The organism is Arthrobacter oryzae, from assembly GCF_030718995.1.
Taxonomy (GTDB): domain Bacteria; phylum Actinomycetota; class Actinomycetes; order Actinomycetales; family Micrococcaceae; genus Arthrobacter; species Arthrobacter oryzae_C.
The window spans coordinates 4156089-4170589 of record NZ_CP132204.1 but is presented as its reverse complement, the minus strand read 5'-3'; the positions used below and the strand labels follow the sequence as shown (position 1 = coordinate 4170589).

Annotated in this window: 19 protein-coding genes; 8 read left to right on the top strand and 11 right to left on the bottom strand. The window is 62.5% G+C overall.

Features of this window, described 5'->3' with window-relative positions; translation table 11 throughout:
• Positions 1 to 4 precede the first annotated feature (4 nt).
• Both ctaD and Q8Z05_RS19165 read left to right on the top strand, forming a co-directional pair.
• Positions 5 to 1732, top strand: coding sequence for an aa3-type cytochrome oxidase subunit I (gene ctaD, locus Q8Z05_RS19170; RefSeq protein ID WP_305941137.1), 1728 nt, complete (start codon positions 5 to 7; stop codon positions 1730 to 1732).
• Positions 1729 to 2130 (top strand): cytochrome c oxidase subunit 4, encoded by a 402-nt coding sequence (locus Q8Z05_RS19165; RefSeq protein WP_305941136.1) that lies wholly within the window; start codon positions 1729 to 1731, stop codon positions 2128 to 2130. The genes ctaD and Q8Z05_RS19165 overlap by 4 nt, the downstream gene beginning before the upstream one ends.
• A 94-nt stretch (positions 2131 to 2224) precedes the next feature.
• Here the strand turns inward: Q8Z05_RS19165 and Q8Z05_RS19160 are convergent, their stop codons facing one another.
• A complete protein-coding gene (locus Q8Z05_RS19160) occupies positions 2225 to 2554 on the bottom strand; it encodes an HPr family phosphocarrier protein (RefSeq protein WP_305941135.1) in 330 nt (109 codons plus the stop codon).
• Positions 2555 to 2680: 126 nt separating this feature from the next.
• Between Q8Z05_RS19160 and Q8Z05_RS19155 the strand changes: the two genes are divergently transcribed.
• Positions 2681 to 3475 (top strand): GntR family transcriptional regulator, encoded by a 795-nt coding sequence (locus Q8Z05_RS19155; protein ID WP_305941134.1) that lies wholly within the window; start codon positions 2681 to 2683, stop codon positions 3473 to 3475.
• Positions 3476 to 3533: 58 nt separating this feature from the next.
• Here Q8Z05_RS19155 and qcrB read toward each other — a convergent pair whose 3' ends face one another.
• From qcrB to ctaE, 4 genes are all read right to left on the bottom strand, one after another.
• Entirely contained in the window at positions 3534 to 5204 is a 1671-nt protein-coding gene (qcrB, locus tag Q8Z05_RS19150) for a cytochrome bc1 complex cytochrome b subunit (RefSeq protein WP_305941133.1), read from the bottom strand.
• The gene (gene qcrA / locus Q8Z05_RS19145; RefSeq protein ID WP_305941132.1) at positions 5182 to 6252 is read right to left on the bottom strand and encodes a cytochrome bc1 complex Rieske iron-sulfur subunit; all 1071 of its coding nucleotides are present in this window, start codon (positions 6250 to 6252) and stop codon (positions 5182 to 5184) included. Before qcrA ends, qcrB begins: the two co-directional genes overlap by 23 nt.
• A 100-nt stretch (positions 6253 to 6352) precedes the next feature.
• Complete coding sequence (qcrC, locus tag Q8Z05_RS19140; protein WP_305941131.1) at positions 6353 to 7141, bottom strand: cytochrome bc1 complex diheme cytochrome c subunit; 789 nt, start codon at positions 7139 to 7141, stop codon at positions 6353 to 6355.
• Positions 7142 to 7228: 87 nt separating this feature from the next.
• A complete protein-coding gene (gene ctaE / locus Q8Z05_RS19135) occupies positions 7229 to 7903 on the bottom strand; it encodes an aa3-type cytochrome oxidase subunit III (protein WP_305941130.1) in 675 nt (224 codons plus the stop codon).
• A 112-nt stretch (positions 7904 to 8015) separates the two neighbouring features.
• Between ctaE and trpD the strand changes: the two genes are divergently transcribed.
• On the top strand, positions 8016 to 9074 hold the full coding sequence (gene trpD / locus Q8Z05_RS19130; RefSeq protein WP_305941129.1) for an anthranilate phosphoribosyltransferase: 1059 nt from the start codon (positions 8016 to 8018) through the stop codon (positions 9072 to 9074).
• Between the two features lie 42 nt (positions 9075 to 9116).
• On the opposite strand, the gene Q8Z05_RS19125 is transcribed toward trpD, so the two are convergent.
• Together Q8Z05_RS19125 and Q8Z05_RS19120 are read right to left on the bottom strand one after the other, a co-directional pair.
• Positions 9117 to 9398: an Lrp/AsnC family transcriptional regulator gene (locus Q8Z05_RS19125; protein ID WP_028269180.1), complete on the bottom strand. Its 282-nt coding sequence runs from the start codon at positions 9396 to 9398 to the stop codon at positions 9117 to 9119.
• 82 nt (positions 9399 to 9480) lie between these two features.
• On the bottom strand, positions 9481 to 9897 hold the full coding sequence (locus Q8Z05_RS19120; protein WP_305941128.1) for a DUF3054 domain-containing protein: 417 nt from the start codon (positions 9895 to 9897) through the stop codon (positions 9481 to 9483).
• 71 nt (positions 9898 to 9968) lie between these two features.
• Here Q8Z05_RS19120 and Q8Z05_RS19115 point away from each other — a divergent pair, with 71 nt between their 5' ends.
• On the top strand, positions 9969 to 10337 hold the full coding sequence (locus tag Q8Z05_RS19115) for a VOC family protein (RefSeq protein ID WP_305941127.1): 369 nt from the start codon (positions 9969 to 9971) through the stop codon (positions 10335 to 10337).
• A gap of 3 nt (positions 10338 to 10340) precedes the next feature.
• Here Q8Z05_RS19115 and Q8Z05_RS19110 read toward each other — a convergent pair whose 3' ends face one another.
• Positions 10341 to 10613: a LysE family translocator gene (locus Q8Z05_RS19110; RefSeq protein ID WP_305941126.1), complete on the bottom strand. Its 273-nt coding sequence runs from the start codon at positions 10611 to 10613 to the stop codon at positions 10341 to 10343.
• 201 nt (positions 10614 to 10814) lie between these two features.
• Here Q8Z05_RS19110 and Q8Z05_RS19105 point away from each other — a divergent pair, with 201 nt between their 5' ends.
• The 3 genes from Q8Z05_RS19105 (at position 10815) to Q8Z05_RS19095 (ending at position 12094) form a co-directional block, all read left to right on the top strand.
• A complete protein-coding gene (locus tag Q8Z05_RS19105; protein WP_305941125.1) occupies positions 10815 to 11291 on the top strand; it encodes a VOC family protein in 477 nt (158 codons plus the stop codon).
• A gap of 121 nt (positions 11292 to 11412) precedes the next feature.
• On the top strand, positions 11413 to 11709 hold the full coding sequence (locus Q8Z05_RS19100; RefSeq protein ID WP_305941124.1) for an antibiotic biosynthesis monooxygenase family protein: 297 nt from the start codon (positions 11413 to 11415) through the stop codon (positions 11707 to 11709).
• Between the two features lie 46 nt (positions 11710 to 11755).
• Positions 11756 to 12094, top strand: a complete 339-nt coding sequence (locus Q8Z05_RS19095; protein ID WP_305941123.1) for a hypothetical protein — start codon at positions 11756 to 11758, stop codon at positions 12092 to 12094.
• A gap of 178 nt (positions 12095 to 12272) precedes the next feature.
• Here Q8Z05_RS19095 and Q8Z05_RS19090 read toward each other — a convergent pair whose 3' ends face one another.
• The 3 genes from Q8Z05_RS19090 to Q8Z05_RS19080 all read right to left on the bottom strand — a co-directional run bounded on the left by Q8Z05_RS19090 (position 12273) and on the right by Q8Z05_RS19080 (position 14176).
• Positions 12273 to 12830, bottom strand: coding sequence for a PxKF domain-containing protein (locus tag Q8Z05_RS19090; protein ID WP_305941122.1), 558 nt, complete (start codon positions 12828 to 12830; stop codon positions 12273 to 12275).
• A 25-nt stretch (positions 12831 to 12855) separates the two neighbouring features.
• Positions 12856 to 13302, bottom strand: a complete 447-nt coding sequence (locus tag Q8Z05_RS19085; RefSeq protein WP_305941121.1) for a cutinase family protein — start codon at positions 13300 to 13302, stop codon at positions 12856 to 12858.
• Between the two features lie 424 nt (positions 13303 to 13726).
• Positions 13727 to 14176, bottom strand: coding sequence for a hypothetical protein (locus Q8Z05_RS19080; protein WP_305941120.1), 450 nt, complete (start codon positions 14174 to 14176; stop codon positions 13727 to 13729).
• Positions 14177 to 14501 lie beyond the last annotated feature (325 nt).

The following is a 14501-nucleotide window of genomic DNA, read 5'->3' as shown; positions in this document are numbered from 1 at the left end:
CGACGTGGCTACTTACACTCCATCCGCACCTGTCGGGACCCTTGGGGCTCCCGTCGTACCGAAGTCCAAGGGACGCATTGTCGTCAACTGGATCACTTCGACCGACCACAAGACCATCGGGTACATGTACCTGATCGCATCCTTCGTGTTCTTCTGCTTCGGCGGCGTCATGGCCCTGCTGATCCGCGCCGAACTTTTCGAGCCCGGCATGCAGATCCTGCAGACCAAAGAGCAGTACAACCAGCTGTTCACCATGCACGGCACGGTGATGCTGCTGATGTTCGCAACCCCGCTGTTCGCGGGCTTCGCGAACGTGATCATGCCGCTGCAGATTGGTGCCCCGGACGTCGCCTTCCCGCGACTGAACGCCCTGGCTTTCTGGTTCTTCCTCTTCGGTTCCACGATCGCCGTCTCCGGCTTCATCACACCGCAGGGTGCTGCATCGTTTGGCTGGTTCGCCTACGCGCCGCTGTCCAACACGACCTTCAGCCCCGGTGTCGGCGGTGACCTGTGGGTCTTCGGCCTGGCGCTTTCAGGCTTCGGCACCATCCTCGGTGCGGTCAACTTCATCACCACCATCATCTGCATGCGCGCCCCCGGCATGACCATGTGGCGCATGCCGATCTTCACCTGGAACACGCTGGTTACGGCCATCCTGGTCCTGATGGCCTTCCCGCCGCTGGCAGCAGCCCTGTTCGCCCTGGGTGCCGACCGCCGCTTCGGTGCGCACATCTTCGACCCCGAGAACGGCGGTGCAGTCCTGTGGCAGCACCTGTTCTGGTTCTTCGGCCATCCCGAGGTGTACATCATCGCTCTGCCGTTCTTCGGCATTGTTTCCGAGATCTTCCCGGTCTTCAGCCGCAAGCCGATCTTCGGCTACAAGGGCCTTGTCTACGCGACCATCGCCATTGCGGCGCTGTCCGTGACCGTGTGGGCGCACCACATGTATGTCACCGGCTCGGTCCTGCTGCCGTTCTTCTCCTTCATGACGATGCTGATCGCCGTACCCACCGGTGTGAAGTTCTTCAACTGGATCGGCACCATGTGGCGCGGTTCGATCACCTTCGAGACTCCGATGCTCTGGAGCATCGGCTTCCTGGCCACCTTCCTGTTCGGCGGCCTGACCGGCATCATCCTGGCTTCACCGCCGCTTGACTTCCACGTCTCCGACTCCTACTTCGTGGTGGCGCACTTCCACTACGTAGTGTTTGGCACCGTGGTGTTCGCGATGTTCGCCGGCTTCTACTTCTGGTGGCCGAAGTGGACCGGCAAGATGCTCAACGAGCGCCTTGGCAAGATCCACTTCTGGCTCCTGTTCCTCGGTTTTCACGGAACCTTCCTGATCCAGCACTGGCTGGGCGTTGAAGGCATGCCCCGCCGGTACGCGGACTACATGCCGCAGGACAACTTCACCTGGATGAACCAGTTCTCCACGATCTCCTCGTTCGTGCTGGGTGCCTCGCTGATCCCGTTCTTCTGGAACGTGTACATCACCTGGCGCAGCAACGAAAAGGTCGAGGTGGATGACCCCTGGGGCTTCGGTGCATCGCTCGAGTGGGCCACGTCCTGCCCGCCGCCGCGCCACAACTTCACGTCGCTGCCCCGCATCCGCTCGGAGCGTCCTGCCCTGGACCTCCACCACCCGGAGCTCGCACAGTCGCACACCGTTGAGTCACCGGCACCGGCAGCAGCCGTGCTCGGCAACGCAGATCAGAAGGACACCGCCAAGTGAAGATCGAATCATGGATTTTTGGAGCCGGAGTCTTCTTCTTCGTACCGGTCTCCGTGGTTTACGGATTCCTGACCAACTGGACTGAGTGGGTGGGCATCCTTGGCGTCCTGCTGGTGGGCGGCCTTGCGGGCATGATCGGCGCCTACCTCGGCTTCACCGGCAAGCGCGTTGGAATGCGTCCCGAAGACCGCAGCGACGCAGAGATTCACGAAGGCGCCGGCGAGCAGGGGCACTTCAGCCCCTGGAGCTGGTGGCCGCTGGTCCTGGGCCTGTCCTGTGCAGGAGGGTTCCTCGGCCTGGCAGTCGGTTTCTGGATCGTCTACATCGCAGCGGGCCTCGCGGTTATTGCCCTCGTCGGCTGGGTCTACGAGTACAGCCGCGGCGACCACGCCCACTAAGCCCCTGGCGGCTTACTGAAAACGACGGCGGGCCCCACCATTAGGTGGGGCCCGCCGTCGTTTTGTCTGCGGTTCCTTATGGGGCTGAGAGCCGTCAGGCGGCTGCTCCAGCCTCCAGCAGCAGCGTCAGCCCTTCCAGTGCGGCCTCTGCCGATTCGACGCTGTAGCGGGCAGGGAGCGCGTTGGGGTCGACCGAGAGTTCCACTTCGCAGCCGCTGTGGAAATCGGCGGTCATCACCTCGAGCAGGGACCGCGCGTCGACTGGTGCGATGCCCTCTTTTCCGATCCTGACCGGCAGGCCCGATTCCGTGACGGCACGGACAAAGACTGCCGCGGGCCGCGCGTGCAGGCCGATGGGTGATTGAACGATGGCCTTCCGCACTGGCAACAGGACTCCTTTGATCCGACGGGGCTCGGCCGTCATTACTGCATTCCTGAACAAGGTTAGCCGCGGCAGGTCCGCTGGCCGAAACCGCTCGTCGGGGTGGTCTAGACCTGCCCCATTATTGCCCTACCCTTAAAGGCATGAATGTAGATCCGGAACGTTGCCATGGCGGCCTCTGACGCGAGCAGGATGGTGGGGGAGATCGACCGTGAAAGCGGGACGCCCATCTACGTCCAGCTGCGGGAGCTCCTGCGCGCGCACATCACCTCCTCCTGCCCTCCCGGGTCCTCCTTGCCTTCTGAACGGGACCTTGCGGAGAGATTCGGCTTGGCCCGCATGACCGTGCGCCAGGCCATCGACGCGTTGGTGGGCGAAGAAGTCATTGAGCGGGTGGTGGGCCTTGGGACCTTCGTCCGCAAGCCAAAACTCGACTTGCAGGTAAAGCTGACCTCATACAGCGAGGAAATGCAGCGCCGCGGCATGGTGCCGGCGGCCAAGGTCCTGAGCTTCGAACAGATCGGCGCAAGTGCGTTCCTGGCCCGCGAACTCCAACTGGACGAGGGGACGCCCCTGGTGCGCTTCAGGCGGCTCCTCTTGGCCGATAACGAACCCATGAGCGTTGATGAGAACTTCATTCCCGCACACCGGGTTCCGGGGCTGCTCGACGGCGAACCCCCGACTTCGCTGTACAACGTTCTGAGCGAACGGTTCGGGCTGGTCATGGAATGGGGGGAGGACATGATCGAGGCCACGGCTGCTTCCCCTTCCACCGCGCGGCTGCTGAATGTCGAGGTGGGGTCCCCGTTGCTTAAGATCCAGCGGCACGCTTTTGTTGCCCGCTCGATGGTGGACTACTCCGTGTCCTACTACCGTGCGGACCGCTACAAGCTGTGGGTTCCGCTGCAGCGTCCGGGCGTGCGTCCTACGCGTAACTACGCTTCCGGTTACCGGAACCAGTAGGGAATACGAAGAGGCCCGGTCCTTTCGGACCGGGCCTCTTCGTTAGTGCGGTGAAGACTTAGTGGCTGAGGGTCTTCTGTCCCTCGGCCGATTCGACGGCTTCGTGGTGGCCATGGGCCGCCTCGAGTTCAGCCGGCGAAGCGGGTGCAACCCTGTCTTCGAAGAACCAGCGCGAGAGTGCTGCGCGGCGCTTTTCCTTGCGCGTGACCACGCCGTGTTCGTTCGGCACCGCGGGCAGCGGGACCGGCGATTCGAAGCCCACCAGCTTGTAGCGCTTGTAGTCATCCAGCGGGGCGTGAACTTCGATGAACTCTCCGTGCGGGAGGCGCACGATGCGGCCGGTTTCGCGGCCGTGCAGTGCGATCTCGCGGTCCTTGCGCTGCAGGGCTAGGGCCACGCGCTTGGTCACGACGAAGGCGATGACCGGGCCGATGAAGAACAGTGCACGCAGCCAGTACGTGACGTCGTTCAGAGAAACGTGGAAGTGCGTTGCAATGAGGTCGGAGCTTGCTGCAGCCCACATCACGCAGTAGAACGTGAAGCCGGCCATGCCGATGGCGGTACGGGTCGGAGCGTTGCGCGGGCGGTCCAGGACGTGGTGTTCGCGGTCGTCCTTGGTGATCCAGCGCTCGATCCACGGGTACATGAACAGCACCGTGAACACGAGACCGGCGGGCACCAGAGCCGGGAGAAGCACGTTCAACGTCAGAACCTGGCCGAAGATGACGTACTCGAAGTGGAAGTCTCCAATAACACCCGGCATGAGGCGCAGGGCACCGTCAACCCAGCCGATGTACCAGTCAGGCTGCGTGCCTGCGGATACCGGCGAGGGGTCGTAGGGGCCGTAGTTCCAGATCGGGTTGATGGTGAAGAACGCCGCCATAAGGGCAACGACGCCGAACACGATGAAGAAGAAGCCGCCGGCTTTGGCTGCGTAGACCGGGCCGAGGGGGTAGCCGACGACGTTGCCGTCGTTGCGGCCCGGGCCGGGGTACTGGGTGTGCTTGTGAACGACCACCATGAAGAGGTGGATCACGATCATCAGCAGGATCAGGGCCGGCACCAGGAGGATGTGCAGCATGTAGAGCCGGCTGATGATGACAGTTCCCGGGAATTCGCCGCCGAAGAGGAAGAACGAAATGTAGGTACCGATCACAGGAATCGACTTGATGACACCGTCGATGATGCGCAGGCCGTTACCGGAGAGCAGGTCATCGGGGAGGGAGTAACCGGTGAAGCCGGCAGCCATCGAGAGGATGAGCAGGACGCCGCCCACCACCCAGTTGAGTTCGCGGGGCTTGCGGAACGCGCCGGTGAAGAAGACGCGCAGCATGTGCACGGAGACCGAAGCCACGAACAGCAGTGCGGCCCAGTGGTGCACCTGGCGCATGAACAGGCCGCCGCGGACATCAAAGGAGATGTCGAGCGAAGAGCTGTAGGCCACGGACATCTCGACGTTCTTCAGCGGCGTGTACGAGCCGTCGTAGTGCGTCTCTGCCATGGACGGATCGAAGAAAAACGTCAGGAAGGTGCCGGAAAGCAGCAGGATGACGAAGGAGTACAGGGCAACTTCGCCGAACATGAAGGACCAGTGGTCCGGGAAGACCTTTCGGCCGAACTCACGGAGAATGCCGGATCCGCCAACACGCTGGTCAACGAAGTCGGTAATGCGGCCGCCCTTGGTTTTGGCGACGAAGGCGGGGGCATTAGCTGTTGATGTTGCGCTCATGCTCATCACGCTCCCAGTAACTCGGTCCTACGGGTTCTTTGAAGTCGCTCGTAGCGACCAGGTAGCCCTCGGCGTCAACTGCGATGGGCAGCTGGGGGAGAGGCCGGCTGGCGGGGCCAAAGATAACCTTGCATTCCTGAGTCAGGTCAAAGGTCGACTGGTGGCACGGGCACAGCAGGTGGTGGGTCTGCTGCTCGTACAGGGCAACAGGGCAACCAACGTGGGTGCAGATCTTCGAGTAGGCAACGATGCCGTTGTAGCTCCAGTCCTCGCGGCCCGCGGAGGGCTTCAGGGACTCGGGGTTCAGGCGCATGAGCAAGACGACGGCCTTGGCTTTTTCGTTCAGCTTGCCCTCATGCAGCTCGTTGAGGCCTTCCGGAATTACGTGGAAAGCGGAACCGATGGTGACATCCGAGGCCTTGATGGGCGTGCCGTCCGGGTCGCGGGTGAGGCGCTTGAGCTTGCCCTCCTGCGGAGCCCACATGGTGTGTGCAAGCTTGTCGTCCGGACGGGGACCGAGGTCGCCGAAGATGGCAAGGGCAGGCAGCGGGGCCAGTGCGACGGCGCCGAGAAGAGTGTTGCGGATCAGCGGACGGCGCTTGATTCCGGTTTCGTCCACAATGTCATCCACGATGCGGACTGCCGCCTGGCGGTCGTCCTCGGTGCGGATGGCGTGGCGCTCTTCTGAGACTTCGTGGTCCGGCATCAGGGCCTTGGCCCAGTGGACGATGCCGGTGCCGATGCCAAGCATGGCGAAGGCGGTACCAATGCCCAGCAGGGCATTCTGCAGCCGGATGGTGGCGATCGTGGAGTCGGGTCCAAGATCGATGGCGAAGTACGCCACCAGGAAGATCACGGTGCCCACGACGGAGCTGCCGAAGAGAATGGCAACCTGCCGTTCTGCACGTTTTGCGGCCTTCGGGTCCGTGTCAGCCAGGCGCAAACGATGCGGGGGAATTCCAGGATCCTGGAACTTCTCCACCTCATTCTGACCAGCCGTAGCTACGGTGCCCGAGTGGTTCGGACTGCCGTCACTATGGTTGCCCATAATTCGCCTCATCCTTCTCTCGTCCCGGCCAATGCCGGGTTAGTTTTCAATTCCATACTGCTGACTCGTCAGCAGGAGTTCTTACAAGTTACGGACGTTGCTAGGACGTACGTGAGGTCAGCCAGATGGTGAACGCGATGATGACGCCCAGGCCGGCGATCCAAACAAACAGGCCCTCAGAAACCGGACCCAGGGCGCCCAGATCGGCACCGCCTGGTGATCCGTTGGCTTCGATCTGCTTCAGGAAGGTGATGATGTCGCGCTTGCCTTCGGGGGTGACGTTCGCGTCGCTGAAGACCGGCATGTTCTGCGGTCCGGTAACCATGGCTTCGTAAATGTGCTTTTCGGAGACATCGGCCAGGGCGGGAGCGAACTTGCCGCGGGTCAGGGCACCGCCGGCGGCCGCTGCGTTGTGGCACATGGCGCAGTTGACCCGGAAGAGCTCGCCACCTTCAGCGGCGTTGCCCTGCGCGTCCAGGAGTTCCTCTTCAGGAATGGACGGGCCCGGCCCGAGCGAAGCGACGTAAGCGGACAGCTGATGGGTCTGTTCATCGTTGAACTGTGCAGGCTTCTTGTAAGCCTGGGGGCCATTCATCTGCATGGGCATGCGCCCCGTGCCTACCTGGAAGTCAACGGCGGCAGCACCGACGCCTACAAGTGAGGGTCCGTCCTGGGTTCCGCTCGCACCCATGCCGTGGCAGGTGGCGCAGTTGGCGGCAAAGAGCTTCTCGCCTTCTTCAGTGTCGTTCGCACTGAAGCTGGTGGTGGAAGCCTTGGCCTCGTTGACGGTGGTGGCAACGGCGTACAGCCCACCAGTGAGGAGGAGGCCCATCAGCAGCAGCGCAATGGCTGCCAGTGGGTGACGTCGCTTCTGCGAGAGTGCCTTCACGTGGTGGTTCCTTTATTCGATCGTGCGTCGGCTCCGGGAGCCGCTTCTTGAAATTCTGCCTCTTGTAGAAAAAGAGTCAAGTCGGGGCTACCTGAGGACGTAGATGACCAGGAAGAGGCCGATCCACACGACGTCGACGAAGTGCCAGTAATACGAGGTGACAATCGCGGACGTTGCTTCGAAGTGACCAAACTTCTTGGCGGCGAACGAACGGCCGATGATGAAGAGGAACGCGACCAGGCCGCCGATGACGTGCAGGCCGTGGAAGCCCGTGGTCATGTAGAAGGCTGAGCCGTACGCATTCGACGAAAGTGAGACATGCTCCGAGACGAGCATGGCGTATTCAGTTGCCTGGCCGGCAACGAAGAAGGCACCCATGACGAACGTGAGGGTGAACCACTCGTTCATCCCCCAACGAGTGAAGGCAAGGGGGCCGCCGGCGCGGCGCGGCTGGAGCCGCTCAGCGGCGAAGACGCCCATCTGGCAAGTGAAGGAACTTGCCACGAGGACGATCGTGTTTACGAGCGCAAAGGGGAAGTTGAGCTTGGCTGTCTCTTCGGCCCACATCTGTCCGGACGTCGAACGGAGTGTGAAGTACATGGCAAAGAGACCGGCGAAGAACATCAACTCACTGGACAGCCAGACAACGGTTCCTACGGAAACCATATTCGGGCGGTTCAGCGTCGGGTGCGCCGGGGTACTGGGGGCATGGGTCGCAGATGTCACATAGACATTATGTCTGTAAAAGTTCCTCCTGCCCAATGCAAACCGCCTTTTGCGGGGACTTTTTCTACAAAGACGCGAATTCGCGCGGAAAAGTTCCCGGACCCGTTCACATTGGTCAGACGGGCGGGTGCATCGATAGCATCAGGGGGTGACTTCACAGGCATCTGCACAGGCGGCGGGCAACACCTGGCCGCGTCTCATTTCGGCGCTGATCAACGGCACGGACCTCACAGCCGACAACACGGAGTGGGCCATGGACACCATCATGTCCGGCGAGGCCACCCCGGCGCAGATCGCAGGATTCCTGGTTGCCCTGCGGGCAAAGGGCGAAACGGTGGACGAGATTGCCGGCCTCGTTGAGGCGATGCTGGCTCACGCAAACCCTGTCACCATCGACGGCGAAAAACTCGACATCGTAGGCACCGGCGGCGACCAGTTGAACACAGTCAACATTTCCACGATGGCTGCGCTCGTCTGCGCCGGGGCCGGCGCAAAGGTGGTCAAGCACGGCAACCGTGCGTCGTCGTCGTCATCGGGTTCAGCGGACGTATTGGAGGCGCTGGGGGTCCGGCTGGACCTCCCCATCGATCGCGTGGCGCGCAACGCCGAAGAGGCGGGAATCACATTCTGCTTCGCCCAGGTGTTTCACCCGTCCTTCCGGCACACGGCCGTGCCCCGCCGGGAACTTGCCATTCCGACGGCGTTCAACTTCCTGGGACCGTTGACCAACCCGGCCCGCGTGCAGGCTTCCGCGGTTGGTGTTGCCAACGCGAGAATGGCACCGCTGGTTGCCGGCGTGCTGGCTAAGCGCGGCAGCCGCGGCCTGGTCTTCCGGGGGAGTGACGGGCTGGATGAACTCACCACTACCGGACCGTCCACCGTCTGGGAGATCCGCGACGGGGAAGTGACCGAGCAGACGTTTGATCCGCAGGTGCTGGGCATCCGTCCCGCAACCGTTGAGGACCTGCGCGGCGGTGACGCCGCAGCCAATGCCGCCGTCGTCCGTGATGTTTTGAGCGGCGCGCCCGGACCCGCGCGTGATGCTGTCCTGCTGAATGCCGCGGCCGGGCTGGTGGCGTTCGACGCCGACGCCGAGGGCCCGCTGACCGACCGGATGGCGGCAGCGCTAAAGCGCGCCGCTGAATCGATCGACTCCGGTGCCGCGGCTGCTGTGCTGGAAAAGTGGGTCGCCCTCACCCGGGGCTAGTCGTTCAGGGCTAATGGGCCAGGGCCAGGAGTACCGCCCGGGTTACTGTTCAAAGCCCAGGGCGAACGCTGCGTCGAGGTCGTGCTGCGAGTAGGCCCGGAACGCAATGTGCGTGGTGGTGTGCACAACCGCGGGAACCTTGGACAGTTTGTCCGCGATAACGTCCGCCAATTCATCGTGCTTCGCCACCCGGGCCACGGCAATCAGGTCCCATTCGCCGGTCACGGAGTAGACCTCGCTGATGCCGGGAATCGCCGAAATTTCCTCTGCCGTCTCCGGAATTCGGGAGGCGTCTGTCTTGATCAGGACGAATGCGGTGATCACTCTTGACCTTTCGGATCGGGTGGGCCGTTGCAGGCGTTGCAGGCGATACTGTGTGCTGCCAGCCTAGTACATCGGGGGTGCTTCAGCGGTGCTGCCGGCGCCCTGCCAGCCGCCGGAATCCGGCCACGATGAGGCGGTAGCCCACGAGGAATGTCCCCAGGCTCAGCAGGGCAACAATGACGAACGGCAGGACCACCGTTTGTCCGGTCAGCGCGCGCAGCAGCATGCCCAGGGCGAGGGCTCCCAACCAGACAGCGACGCCCGCCGGCCAGGCCTGCAGCGGGGCACGCCACACGCGCATCACAAGCCACGCCATTGCCGCTCCGGCCAGGAACGGCCAGGCGGTCAGGAAGACCCCGGTGATTACATCCCCGCGCTGGTGGGCGTCCCGGCCGATGGCGGCAAATGTCAGGATGAGGACGGCATCGACGAGGGCGGCGAGGACCACGGCGTTTCTCGCGGTGGTGCGGGCAGGTACGGACTGTGTGCGGGAAGGCATACCTTTACAGTAGTTCCGGTGGAGCGCCGGTTCGACCGCCAGTACGTCCAGGGCTACACACCGGAGACAGCATGCGACTTGTCCAGATCGCGCAACACGCCAGCGACCTGCAGCGGGCGGCAGGGTTCTACGCCGCCCTGCTCGGTGCCGAAGCCCGGGCGGTGTTCGATCCTCCAGGGCTCCTGTTCTTTGACCTCGACGGCGTGCGGCTGCTGCTCGAGTCCGGCGCACCATCTGCCTTGATTTACCTGGCAGTCCCGGACGTCAGGGAGTCCGTGGCCGGGCTCCGGGACAGGGGAGTGGAGATCCTTGAGGAACCCGCGGTGATTTTCAGCCATGAGGACAACCGTCTGGGACCGGCCGGAACCGACGAATGGATGGCCTTCATCCGCGACAGCGAAGGCAACACCGTTGGCCTGGTCAGTCAGCTGCAGCGGTAGCTGTCAGGCTTTGCTGGCCGCTATCTTCGCGGCAAAGGCCACAAGTACGACGCCGGCAATGCGGTCCGTGGTTTTGCCCACCGCGGGGGACTGCAGCCACCGCCGGGCGTAATGGGTGGCAGCAATAATGCCGGCGAACCACAGCATGCCTTCCACGTTGTGTACCAGCGGCAGCAGGACGCCCATCAGAAGGGGCGGGACATCCTGCGGCAGGAACAGCTGAATCATGGCCATATAGAAGACGCCCACCTTGGGATTCAGCAGACTTGTGGTCACGCCGGTCAGGAAGGGCGCTGCGGCTCGGAATCTCGATGTTCATCAGGACTTTCAGCGAACTGGAGAAGGGCTTCAGGGATGGACATATCCGATGATAACCGCGCCATTGTGCTGGGAATCACGCCCGGCTAGGCTCGCAACTCGACTGAAGAACCGCCGTCGGGAGTCTTTCCGGCGCTGCTAGCGAGATGAGGAAACAACGTGACCCAAAAGATCACCACCTGCCTGTGGTTCGATACCCAGGCTGAGGAAGCCGCCGACTTTTACGTCTCGGTCTTCGACGGATCCAAAATCCTCAACGTGGCCCGCTATGCAGAGGGGGGACCCGGGCCGGCCGGACAGGCCATGACTGTCGAGTTCGAAATCGAGGGCCGGAAGTTCCTGGCGCTTAACGGGGGACCGGCATTCACGTTCAACGAGGCCGTTTCCTTCGTGATCGACTGCACGTCGCAGGAAGAAGTGGACCGCTACTGGTCGGCACTGACGGCAGGCGGCACCGAGAGCCAATGCGGCTGGCTCAAGGACAAGTTCGGAGTGTCGTGGCAGGTTGTGCCGTCCGTCCTGGGGCAGTTGCTGGGCGGTCCGGACCCGGACGGTGCGCAGCGGGCCATGCAGACGATGCTGGGCATGCGGAAACTCGAGATCGCTGAGCTCCAGGCCGCTTACGACGGAGCCTGAAAGGACCAGCTCCTGGGTCGGCGCAGGGGAGTGGACCACATGCCATCCGGCCCTACCCGGCGCGGGACTCCCGGACGATAATCGGGAATACCTACCCCGCACCTGAATGGAGGCATTCGCGATGTCTGTTTACACGCTCGGAATCTGGTTGGTGAAGCCCGGCAGGGAGAATGACTTTGTTCAGGCGTGGCGTGACCTCGCCAGGAAGACGCAAGAGGATTTTCCCGGCGCGAAAGCCATCCTGATGCACGACCGCGATGTTCCCAACAGGTTCATCAGCACAGGCCCGTGGGAATCACTCGAGCAGGTTGAGGTATGGCGCGCTTCGGACACCTTTACCCAGGGATATGAAGCCATGCGCGGGTTGTTGGAGCACTTTGAACCGCACACGCTGGATGAGGCAGCCAGCATCGGGTGAGCGCAGGAGGGAATCCTGCTTGACGTCAACGGAAGGGGGGGCCGCGATGACGGAAACGAAGGGCGGTGCCGCGGAGCCTTCGACATTAGGCGACGGCGGAGCGATGGAGTTGCGCCGCGCTCCGGCATGGAAGGCCAAGTACGACTGGAGCGAGGACCCCGACGAAGTGGTCCATCTTGTCTGTTGCCGGGATCTGGACTGGCGGCGCGCCTTGTGCGGCTATGAGGAACCCGAAATGACGATCGCCCGTGACCCCAGAATCCTGTGTTCGATGTGCATGGAAGTCTTTGGCCGGGAGCTCGGACCGGGGCCATGTCCCATCGATGATCAGCCGTGCCCTGACGACGACGAAATCGACCGGGTCATCGACGAACGCACATCCTGAGGGGACCGGCAGCTTCCCTTTACTGGTAACCGTGCATATTCGTTCTAGTACTAATCCTGGCGCTGACGGAACCATGTCGTGACTCCGCTGGGCTGGGGCGCGAGGCTCTTGCCCGCAGAGATTTAGACACAAAGGCGCCCCGCACCGAAGAGGTACGGGGCGCCCGCCTTCACTAGTTTCAGCCGCGGTATTTGAAGACGGCTGTGTGCTTTGACCCGTCCGTCAGGGGCAGCTCGAACATCCGGCAGGAGTCGGCCCACGCCTTATCTGTTTTCCAGACGTAGCTGTACGTCCCGCTTGCAGCATCGTAGGAGAGGCTGCTCGAACCGGCAGTTGTTGTCGTCTCAACCTCCGCAACGGGTGCGCCCGTGTCACAGGTGACCGGAACGGAGGTTGGCGAGTCTGCCTGAAGGATGTTCAGCCCGAAATCTCCGCCAAGGCTGAACTTCATCGGCACCGATCGCCCTGCCGTTATGACGTTCACTGCCGGTGCTGGATCGACCGGCGCCAGGAATCCGCTGAAGGCAAAACCGCTCCTGGCGGGAAGCATCATTCGTGTCGGCACTCCCATGCCGCCGCCCTCGGTGAAACCGATCACTCCGATCTCAACATCTTCGGTCCGGCGCACGTCGGTGATTGTTGCCGTCCGCACGCTGGCGTCCACCAGTCCGCCTGGGATGCCGTCGACGGTGAGGGCCCGCCGGTTCACCAGCGGGTCGGAGGATTCCCACGTCACTTGGACGCTGCTGACATCGCCGGCGTCAGCGACCGGTGTGGCAGTGACGTTCAGCGGAGCTGTGGTACGGGATCCGCGAGCCGAGGGAGCCCTGAAAGACCTCACAGTTCGGAACGTCGAAGCGCCACTCAGAGTGGTGCGCCTCATCCAGGCAGGCGAGTGGAGCTGCGCCAGGAAGATAGCTGTTCCCCTCTGGGAGAAAGAGTTTCGGATCACCGAAAAGCGCTTGATAGACGACGCGGCCGCGCAGGCTGCCGCTGAGCTTCTCGTTGTATGCCTCGCCCACGACCTGGGCACCTTGGGAGTACCCGCCGAGCACGAAAAGGGCGTCCGGGCAGGCGGCTGCGCGCTTGCCCAGATAGGCATTCAACTCGTCAACACCTTCGTTGACGCTGTCGCCGTAGGTGGACCCGCCACCGCCGGTAATCCCTGCCCCGACAGTGTTCCACAGGGATTCCAGGCCCTTGTCCATGCCGACGGGAACAGCAGGGTAGGAGTACCGTCGATGCCTCCATCGCCGAGTTCGTACTGGTGGATAGTCGCTGGAGCGGTAAGCCGCTCCTTGATCTTTAACTGGAAGTTGTTGGCTTCAGGGTCGCCTGGATCCTGTCCTGACCCCCTGGCGAATACTGTTTCGACCGTTGCGCAGGCATCAGCGACAGGATCCGCGGCGGAAGCTGGCGGAACCGTCAGCGTGACTGCGGCGATGGCAGCAGCCAGACCTAGAACGGTCAGGTGGAAAGGAGTTTTTGAGCGCACAGTATTACCCAACGGTTCCTGAACGGAATTGCCGCCTTGTTCTGCGGCTCAAGGCAGCGGACGCGGCCTGAATGGTCTCAGAGCACCGGCTAGTTTATCCAGTGACTAGATAAAGAATCCTCAAGATTTCCCAAGCTTCAGGGTGCTTGCTCAGCGGCCAGGGCTACACGCTGAGGTGCCCCTGGGGCAGGGCTAAAGACGGTGAAGGAGTACTCGAACTCGCCATCGCTTCCACTCAAAACGCAGATAGGGCTGCTTCCGATGACGTTGGACTGTCGCCTGCACGGTCCATCCGACTTCATCTCGAAACCAAGCCCGGAGAACACTGCCTTGATGTCGTCATCGGTGAGCTCTTTCCCGGTATCCCAGCGACGGGAGAGGCTGGGGCATGGGTTCGTACTGATGCACATGAACCGCTCCGGGCGGACAGTCTCGTCGGTCAGCTTCCAGTCCGACGGGATGGCGAAGCGTCCGGCGCGGGAAAGCATATCGTCGGTAACCTTGTTCTCTGCGGACCGGATCACGAAGAACGCACCAAGCCCCACGACCAGTACCGCCGCCAGGACAATTCCGACAATCCGCTTCACTGTGTTCCCCCAAGCCATCAGTGCAGGCACTGATCTCCGGGTCGACCAGCGTCAGTGCTGAACGCATCGTACCTGCATCCGCCCGCCGTGTCAGCGACACAAAGGGGGTACATTCTTCCGCATCGGGATACAGGAGGACGCTCAGATAGCGATAGGGGATGTCTCTCGAAGGGCCGCCCGGAAGGAGCAGGTCTTGAAAGTTTGGGCACGTTAGGAGATGAAGGCATCGGAGTCCGCGCATTTGGCGAAGCCCCCGTTGGATGCATCAGATGCAACATCGGCTTTCTCGTACTGGCAACGATGATTATTCGGTTTGTGACTATTC

Excerpts from the sequence above, each read along its gene's own strand:
- Q8Z05_RS19160 (WP_305941135.1), bottom strand. The coding sequence starts at position 2,554 with ATGACGGCCGAGCCCCGTCGGATCAAAGGAGTCCTGTTGCCAGTGCGG.
- Q8Z05_RS19155 (WP_305941134.1), top strand. The coding sequence starts at position 2,681 with ATGGCGGCCTCTGACGCGAGCAGGATGGTGGGGGAGATCGACCGTGAA.
- qcrB (WP_305941133.1), bottom strand. The coding sequence starts at position 5,204 with ATGAGCGCAACATCAACAGCTAATGCCCCCGCCTTCGTCGCCAAAACC.
- qcrA (WP_305941132.1), bottom strand. The coding sequence starts at position 6,252 with ATGGGCAACCATAGTGACGGCAGTCCGAACCACTCGGGCACCGTAGCT.
- Q8Z05_RS19120 (WP_305941128.1), bottom strand. The coding sequence starts at position 9,897 with ATGCCTTCCCGCACACAGTCCGTACCTGCCCGCACCACCGCGAGAAAC.
- Q8Z05_RS19115 (WP_305941127.1), top strand. The coding sequence starts at position 9,969 with ATGCGACTTGTCCAGATCGCGCAACACGCCAGCGACCTGCAGCGGGCG.
- Q8Z05_RS19100 (WP_305941124.1), top strand. The coding sequence starts at position 11,413 with ATGTCTGTTTACACGCTCGGAATCTGGTTGGTGAAGCCCGGCAGGGAG.
- Q8Z05_RS19095 (WP_305941123.1), top strand. The coding sequence starts at position 11,756 with ATGACGGAAACGAAGGGCGGTGCCGCGGAGCCTTCGACATTAGGCGAC.
- Q8Z05_RS19085 (WP_305941121.1), bottom strand. The coding sequence starts at position 13,302 with ATGGACAAGGGCCTGGAATCCCTGTGGAACACTGTCGGGGCAGGGATT.